At 50.2% G+C, this 8048-nt stretch carries 8 protein-coding genes and 1 pseudogene; 1 reads left to right on the top strand and 8 read right to left on the bottom strand.

Annotated features, from left to right (window positions below; translation table 11 throughout):
- The 4 genes and pseudogenes from ABD76_RS07560 to ABD76_RS07550 all read right to left on the bottom strand — a co-directional run.
- The coding region (locus ABD76_RS07560; protein WP_197253959.1) for a transposase at nucleotides 1–296 on the bottom strand (296 nt) is incomplete at its 3' end.
- 852 nt (nucleotides 297–1148) lie between these two features.
- A pseudogene (locus ABD76_RS07555) lies at nucleotides 1149–1411 on the bottom strand (IS110 family transposase); the annotation flags it as partial.
- 259 nt (nucleotides 1412–1670) lie between these two features.
- The gene (locus tag ABD76_RS30175) at nucleotides 1671–1793 is read right to left on the bottom strand and encodes a hypothetical protein (RefSeq protein ID WP_275100796.1); all 123 of its coding nucleotides are present in this window, start codon (nucleotides 1791–1793) and stop codon (nucleotides 1671–1673) included.
- 229 nt (nucleotides 1794–2022) lie between these two features.
- Nucleotides 2023–2880, bottom strand: a complete 858-nt coding sequence (locus ABD76_RS07550; protein WP_197255658.1) for a C40 family peptidase — start codon at nucleotides 2878–2880, stop codon at nucleotides 2023–2025.
- Nucleotides 2881–3211: 331 nt separating this feature from the next.
- Here ABD76_RS07550 and ABD76_RS07545 point away from each other — a divergent pair, with 331 nt between their 5' ends.
- On the top strand, nucleotides 3212–3649 hold the full coding sequence (locus ABD76_RS07545) for a hypothetical protein (RefSeq protein WP_197255656.1): 438 nt from the start codon (nucleotides 3212–3214) through the stop codon (nucleotides 3647–3649).
- A 97-nt stretch (nucleotides 3650–3746) separates the two neighbouring features.
- On the opposite strand, the gene ABD76_RS07540 is transcribed toward ABD76_RS07545, so the two are convergent.
- The 4 genes from ABD76_RS07540 to ABD76_RS07525 form a co-directional block, all read right to left on the bottom strand.
- Nucleotides 3747–4739 carry a hypothetical protein gene (locus ABD76_RS07540; protein WP_197255654.1) on the bottom strand — a complete coding sequence of 331 codons (993 nt, stop codon included), beginning with the start codon at nucleotides 4737–4739 and terminating at the stop codon, nucleotides 3747–3749.
- 623 nt (nucleotides 4740–5362) lie between these two features.
- The gene (locus tag ABD76_RS07535) at nucleotides 5363–6277 is read right to left on the bottom strand and encodes a cation diffusion facilitator family transporter (protein ID WP_338125069.1); all 915 of its coding nucleotides are present in this window, start codon (nucleotides 6275–6277) and stop codon (nucleotides 5363–5365) included.
- A gap of 286 nt (nucleotides 6278–6563) precedes the next feature.
- Entirely contained in the window at nucleotides 6564–6962 is a 399-nt protein-coding gene (locus ABD76_RS07530) for a hypothetical protein (protein WP_197255653.1), read from the bottom strand.
- Between the two features lie 310 nt (nucleotides 6963–7272).
- A complete protein-coding gene (locus ABD76_RS07525) occupies nucleotides 7273–7935 on the bottom strand; it encodes an N-acetylmuramoyl-L-alanine amidase (protein WP_197255651.1) in 663 nt (220 codons plus the stop codon).
- Between the last annotated feature and the right edge of the window lie 113 nt (nucleotides 7936–8048).

Below are 8048 nucleotides of genomic sequence, written 5' to 3'. Positions count from 1 at the left end.
TCGAAATCCAGTCCGCAAAACCACAAATAGCCCGCATGCATGGGCAGCAGTTGATACAATTCCCGTTCGGAGTGGTTGAACAAATACGAAAGCAGCATCAGTCGAACCATTCGCTCCGGGTCAGCCGCCGGGCGACCGGTGCGTTCCGTATATAGCGGCGCTACCCAATCATGGACGATGGATAAATCAAGCGCCTCGTTGATTTGACGCAGGATGTGCTTTTTCGGCACGAGTTCATCCATATCCACGAATTGAAACATCTGAGGCTGGACAGCCGATGACTTATAGGCTTTCATGTTCAATCACTCTCTCGATTATTTGTTACAGTACAAATTCGACAAAACCGTGGGAAAGACCTGTTTAAGCGGACTTTTTCACCGGACTTTTAATGCCTGAAGTAGAAAAAAACACGAAAGTCAAAACAATAGCCAACACACAACATTTTCGAATTCGCGTTAATGAGAACACAATATTACCTCCTTTTATAGGTGAATATATGCTACAATGGTCATAGTATCATAAAATATCAAAAAAGTAAATATTTTCAATAAGGTGATATATATTAAAAAAAGGGTGATTGTTACCATTGTTATTAGTCTTGTTATCCTGTCGCCTTGGCTACTCAGTACCGAGAAAACGGCAGCGATAGTGACCCTAATCCAAATCAATCAAAACTCAATCCGAATTGAAGACAGAGATAATAATCAGATTACGGTGTATGGTAGAGAGGAGATTATCCGAACACTGCAAGTTAATAAGAACTACTATATTCAATATGAGAGCCGCTGGTTTACGCGACCGACTCTGGTTTCGATTAAGCTGATGCCCGATGATGTATGACTCCAGGAACATAACATAGATGACACTTGTGATTGGGCTGAAGATGTTAACGAGGCGGAGCACCTTCGCCATACAGAAGAAAACAAACGGATTTATGCAGGAAATCGAGCGAGTTTTTGCAGATTCAAAAGAGAAGCGTGGGATGCAGTGAACGACCTTGCGAGGATGAAAAAAAGAGGTCCCACAGGGCCAATGTCATTAAGTTTAGCTCAAAGACAAGAGCCGAAAACATAGGAATCGAAACGGCATGGGAAAAGACCCTGTGCCGTTTCTTTTTTGAATCCAAGCAAGGAATAAAGCGTACAGCAAATGAGACCTACACGAAGCAGCTTGGCGATCCACTCCGCATTACAAACATCTGTTTTGCGCCCAGGTACATTCTTTCCATTGCAATGTGGGTCACTTCGCGGGACTCCAGGTACTTTAGCAATTCAAAAAGATGCTTGGTTAAGGTTCCGAATGTGCGCACTTCACTTTGGACCTCACCGGCCGAATCTGTCGTCATAACACAAACCACGATTGTCTCTTGATGAACATCCATTCCTGCGCAACGTTCGAGCAAAACTTCCATGCTGAAATCCCTCCGATACTGAAAATACATGACGGCGGATGAATTTGAGCGTAAGCGTTTTTCTGTTCGCGGTTCCCTGAATGGGCATTCAAGGACAGCACAGGTTTGTACATAAAACTCATCCTCAACAGTTTCTTTGACGGGGTAGACCACCATAAAAAGCAACGTGTTTCGCGCCATGGTACTAGAAGTAGGGGAAAGCGGCGAGCAAACTAAACACTCGCTATTTTCATGCTATTATAGTTTTGCGAGTTAGTACTCATGAAAGTTTCTTTCGGGTAAAATCTTTTTCAGGTTTTTTGACATAAGGTGCTGGTGCGGCTGCCATTTCTCGTATGAGGGATGTAAGCGTTTCTTTTAGCGAATTCGCGTACTCATTCATGGACGTGGCCTCCTCGTGTTTCAAGGGTCTTCGTCACACATATCCATCTATCTGTTAAGCCTTGATTTTCTTTTGAAACAAAAAAAGAGCGGGCTATCTTTTCGATAACCTGCTCTTATTCTTGATTTTTGACCTTGCTCCTTAACTTAATGACACTGCCCCACAGGGCCTCTCTTCAGATCCAAGGTAACAGAAGTGCCTGTAGAACCGTGTGCAATCGATTCCAAACCTACTTCAACACGCTGCCGCCGAACAGGAAGCGGTGCTCCCAAGTGGTGTTGAGCACATTATCGACCCGAACGCCGCCGGATTTTTTGGAGTACGTATGCAGAATTTTGCCGTCTCCCAAGTAAATCCCCACATGCGTAATCCGCTCCGTGCTCTTGTTGACGTTTTTATAAGCGGAGGCCTTGGAGCCTTTATAGGACATGAAGAACATGAGATCGCCGCGCTTCAGTTGGCTGATGCTCGCCTTTGGCGTGGAATTGGACTTAATCCAGCTTCCTTGCTTGCGGGAATCCGTCGGCAGCACGATGCCGAGCGCTTCCTTATAGGCATGTCTGACGAAATCGGAGCAATCGAACGTTTTGGTGTTGTTCCGGTTGGAGCCGAATTCGTATGGGGTGCCCAAATATTTTTGTCCGACCTGGATGACCTTCTCGATTTTGGCTGCGCGACTGGAAGAATCTGCCGCCGTTTGGAGGGATTCTTCGCTATCTGCCGGGTTGCTGACAGAAGGCTTGTCAGATGGCTGATTGACTGTGGAGGTTCCAGCCACCTGTATGTATTTGCTGCTCGTGCTCATATATCCGGTATTGCCTTGTTCATCCCGAACTTTGTACCAGTAGCTGTTATGCTTGTCCAATATCGTAACTTTCTCGCCTTTTTTCATGAGGCGGATAACCGAAGAAGAAGTAGACGGTTCTTTGCGCAAATTAACCGAAGCGATAATATTGCCTGTCTGGCTTGTCGATACTTGCTGCGCCGCCGCTGCAGCCTGTGGAGCTTCGGCAGCATGGGACACCCCCGCGAATACTTGTCCGGCCATCGTTACCATCAATAATCCCAGCAGTAGTTGTTTTTTCATGTCATCCTCCTTGTTGTTCTAACAATGGTGTGATTGTGACGTTGCAACGGAATATTGAGTTGTTGTTCATATGAACAAGATGTCAAAGAATAGTATATTTTAATAGTTATACTAAAAATGTTATGACATCCCAGAAACAACTTGCCCTAATTATAAATAGAGCCGGATACAGGAAACTATCCGACAATCTGCTTAAAAATAGACAAAATTGTAACTTTCTCTAGTTCAATATACCTATTACCCGTAAGAAAAAAGAATATTTTGTAACTATTACCCAGGAAATTAAGGTATATTATAGAAAATGGTTGATAGACTGGAGAGGAGTGTTTTGATGGTTCGGACGTCCCGAAATTCCATTTCGTGGCCATTTGTCATCCTATTATTGGTCGTGGCCGCCGATATTTCCATGCTGTTGACGTTCGGAGTGGCTCTCGATTTCATGGTCGTTGGGCCGCTGCTTGTGTTTTGGGTAGGTTTGCGCCGGATAAGCAATGGGAAGCTCGCCGCCTTCGCCCGGGCGCTCGCCGCTGTCCTCGCCGGTTATGCCGCCGTCCGGCTGTTGAAGCAACCGCTGCCGAAGGACGAACTGCGCCATACGGCCGCCCCCTTGTTCGGCACGCCGAACATCATGCTGGAGCTGGCCGCCCCCGTCTCGGTTACGGGCCGGTTCGGAAGCCGCCGCGACCTGAAGCATATCGCGCTCTGCCTCGATCAGCCGCATGAATTCATGGCGGCCCTGGAAGCGGAGGCCGACGGTTCGCCTTCCTAATGCCAAAAAAAGCGTGCAAGCAGAATCGGTTTCGAACTCCGATTCTTCCTGCACGCTTTTCATATATACCTTGTATCACTTTCCCCCTCTCTCACCATTATTTATACTTGTCGTTCAAAAGCTGCCGCAGCTCCTCATTCGAATATTGGCCTTTGATGCCTTTGATGTTTACCGTCAGCTTTTTATCGGAGGTAGCTTCAATCGATTTCGATCTCAGTTGATTTTGCTTGACAATCGTTTGCGAGGCGCCATCGGATACGACATATTGCCCGATATCCGGCCGGGACGAGAGGAAGAGCAAATATTGTTGGCCGGCCTTCACCTTGTCTACGGATTGATAAAGCTTGATCGTTGGCGACTCTGCCTGGCCATACAGCGTATCATCAATACGCAAGACAGCCTCTTGATGCGAAGCGAGCGGATCGGCTCCGTTTTCCTGGATTTCACTCACGGCATCGACATGAGCAACGACAACCAAGTCGGTTTTGCCATCTAATAATTCTTCAATATCGTAGTAAGGAAAATCCGCAAAGACGGCTTCATCCGCGGAGGAAGGCGCGGCAGAAGAGTTTCTTAATTGCTGGAGGTCGCTCAAATCGTGAGACTGAGGCGTAGTCATCGTGGCGCGATTGCGGTTGTAGCTCATAATGGACGTGGTTCCGTAGACTCCCTCGCCCGCCGTATCATGATCGCCCAGAAATTGAGCATGCCCGAATTCGTGGGTCGTGGAGCTGAGACTGGCGTTCCAGACTTGATTCGGGAAATCGCGAGCCAGCAGCCTCTTGTTCACCTTAATCGTAAAATAGGAGCTATATTTGCTGTACAGGCCATACCATGATTCAGGATAGTCCCGGTAATAGCATTTATTTTGGGACGACGATGTCTCGGTCATGGTCGTCCCCGCAGCCGCCGTCCAGTTTTTGGCCCCTTGCGCGCAGAGTCCGTTGTCACTGTCCGCACTGGCAAAGGTAATAGAATATAGATTCCACCCGGAAGGGATCGAATGGTTTTGGGCAGCGGAGGCTACCGGGGGCACAAGCGAGACAAGCAGCAAGAAAGAGACGAAAACCGATAAAAATCTTGCTTTCATTCGCATCAACCTCTTTTCTTATTCATTTTTCGACTTCTTAACCATGCTTATTTCTGTTGAATACGAGAGTGAAAAAACAAAAAGGAGGGCATTTTCATAGGTGATGTGCAAATCTGAAGAATGGCAAGGGTTCAAGAACATGAAGCGAAGGCAAAGCGCTTGGAGCGGCCTGACGGCAAAGAGAATGCCGCACTGGAGTGTACTTGGAAATAGAGTCGGCTGACATGAATAGAAGAGACTGAACCAGGGGCATGCGGGAAGACCACAAATTTTTACCGATAACCGAACACGAAATCAGGCTGCGCTATTTCTCCCCTTCCGGACCCGGATTTTCTTTATCGCCAAGCAAACCGAATCGATCGGCCGATTAAGTATGTAGGATGATTGCTTCGCTATAAAAGAAGAGGTCATCGAACATTCACAACCATTATTGGGAATGTTTGTTAACATAATCATATTTAAAAATTATGTCATTTGTCAATCGTTTTTTAAAAAAATCACCTTCTGTTTGGCTTCGCCGTACCCCGCCTGATCACATAAAAGCGCCCAAAAGAATCTGATCCAATCAGAGTCTTCCGAACGCTTTTCCGATACCAGAATACGATTCCCGATCCGGCATCCGCTTAATGAGCCGCCCGGTCTTGCGGCCGCTTCTGCTCCGCTCCGGACACCATCGGCTCGACGTGAACATGAACATGGGCGATATTATGCTTGCGCTGCATCCGCTGCTCGATATCGTCGCAGATGCGATGGCCCTCCACCAGGCTCAGTCCCGCATCGACCAGCACGACGACATCCACCAGCACCAGGCTTCCATGCAGCCGAGCCTTCACCTCGCGAATCGCCCGCACGCCCTCCGTGCTCTCCACCGTCTTCCGCAGCCGCTCCAGCTGCGCTTCGTCGAAGCCGTCCGTTAACGTATGGGTAGCCTCGCGGAAAATATTCCACGCCGTCTTGCAAATCAGGAGGCCGACGGTCAAGGCCGCCAGCGGATCGAGCCAGTTCATTCCGAACTGCGCGCCGAAGATGCCCACCGCCGCGCCAATACTGACAAAGGCGTCGGATCGGTTGTCCTGCGCCGCCGCCATCAGCGCCTGATTGCGGATCCGGGTCGCGAGACGCTTGTTGTAGGCGTAGACGGCAAGCATAATGGCCGCGCTGCCCAAGGCGACCCAGCCGGTAACCGGGCTCGGGCTGCTCTCTTCCCCGGCGAACCAGGAGCGCGCGGTGGACAAAATGACTTGAATGCCAACCGTCGCCATGATGAAGGACGCGATCAGCGCCGCGATGGTCTCCGCCCGCAAATGCCCGTACGGATGATCCCGATCCGGCGGCTTCTGCGAGATGCGCAGACCGATAAGGACGGCCACGGAAGCGATAATATCGGTCAGGTTGTTCCACCCGTCGGCCTGCAGCGCTTGCGACTGATACATCCAGCCAATCATCAGCTTGGCGCCGGACAAGGCAATATAAGCGGCAATGCTAATCCATGCCCCTTTTTCTCCCTGCTTCATATCCGCGTATACATCCGCACTCACGGTCAAGCCCTCCCCCGCTATCTATCCGCCCCTGCGAACAACTGTCCTCGAGCTGTTGGAGTTTTTCAGCGCTCATGTTGAGTTACTATCGTAACAGACGGATCCCGTGTGGGTCTACAGAAACAGTGTTGACCCCCCATACAACTCTTGAACCGGCAACAACCTGTTGCTGCCAGGTAGAAAAGTTGGGACCGTTAAGGAAAGTTGCTGAGAGGCAACACTGCTTCATCCTTTTAGCTTGTACCGGATGGGGGCGGCGTATACTTGCGGGGGCTATCGAGAATCCCTAGATGAGACCATGCTTTCTTTTCAAATCCAAAATCAATTCTTCGCTGCTCTTCGCCCCGGGTGCAGGGTCTTCGATAGCGGGTACGGGATCGTTCGCGGTTTCCTCCAACTCCTTAAATCTCTCATAATAACTCCATTCGCATACCGAGACCGTTTCAAAATAGAAAAACCTCTTATCATCCTCCTGAGCATCCAGCGACTGGGCCAAAAACCACTCTTCCTCCAAATCTTTCTCGGTAAAGACACGGGAACGATATAAAGTGAGTCCCATCTCCGTGAAGAGATAGCAGAATCCAGCGGATGCATCCCATGTTCGCGAGTATGGAGAAATCTTGTCCAGCGCCTTAACCAAGTCATCTGCCTTCGTGCGAAAACATGGAATCCATGGCAAATACAATGAGCATGCTCCTTCACGTCGCTTGTCATTTGCAGCGCAATCAAGCGGTCATTCGAATCATATTCCGGCATGAAATACGAGGAAAAATCAAACGAAATATCATCGCGGCATTCATAGCGGGACGCATATTGGCGAATGCATTCCTCCACTTCATCCCTGCTCATCCCGAGCTTTATCGTTCCCATGGCTCGTCCCGGTTCGATCTCGATGGTATCCATAATCTCCTCCCTATGCAGAGCTTCATTTTTTTCTATGTTACCATTTTCCAAAAGGTGGCGATAGAATCGGATACCTCAGGGCACAAGAGGGGCTATTCTTTCATTTGCTTGCACAGGCGCTCGACGACGACAGCGAGCTCGGCACGCGTGACCGGCTCATTCGGGGCAAACCCGGAACTGCGGCCCGCCATCATTCCATTGGCGATCGCATACTGGATCGACGATTCGGCCCAGTGGCCCGCATAATCCCGCTCCTCGGGCTGGCCTTGTCCTTCCCGCTGCTCTTCTACGAGCTTCATGAACTCCTGCCAGCGCGGCAGCACGCGCGACGGGCAAGCCTTCCCGCTCCAGTGACGGTGCGGAACGATACGCTCCATGGCGATGCCGTGCTTCTCCGCCAACCGGGCGATCAGCTCCGCGGCCCGCCGCCATGCCCTCGGCTCATCCATCCCCTCGTACATGCAGATCTCGACCCCAAGCGACAACAGATTGCCGGGGCCGTTGCCGTCCCCCGCATGCCAGCCCTGCTCATTTTCTCGCAAATGCTGATAGATCTCGCGGTCGTCGACCGTATAGTGCCAGCTTTTCTTCGCCCCGCCGCTACCGTTCAAAATATAGCGGGAATGCGCCTCGGCGGTAGCGCCGGGGGCCGGATTGTCCGTATTATGAATCGTAATATATTGCGGCTTCATCGGCCGGTTCGGCTTGTTCGGCCGCCCGTCGGGCAGCAGCCGCTGCTTAATGTCCAGACTCATCGTCGTCATCCTCTCTTTTCTCTCGAACAATCGAGTAGGAGGGGGCGCCTAGCCCCCGACCTCTCACACCACCGTACATACCGTTCGGTATACGGCGGTTCATGTTATATTCC

Source organism: Paenibacillus dendritiformis, from assembly GCF_015845845.1.
In the GTDB taxonomy this organism is placed as follows: domain Bacteria; phylum Bacillota; class Bacilli; order Paenibacillales; family Paenibacillaceae; genus Paenibacillus_B; species Paenibacillus_B dendritiformis_C.
Note: the sequence above shows the minus strand (reverse complement) of the source record. Positions and strands in the feature narration are given on the sequence as shown.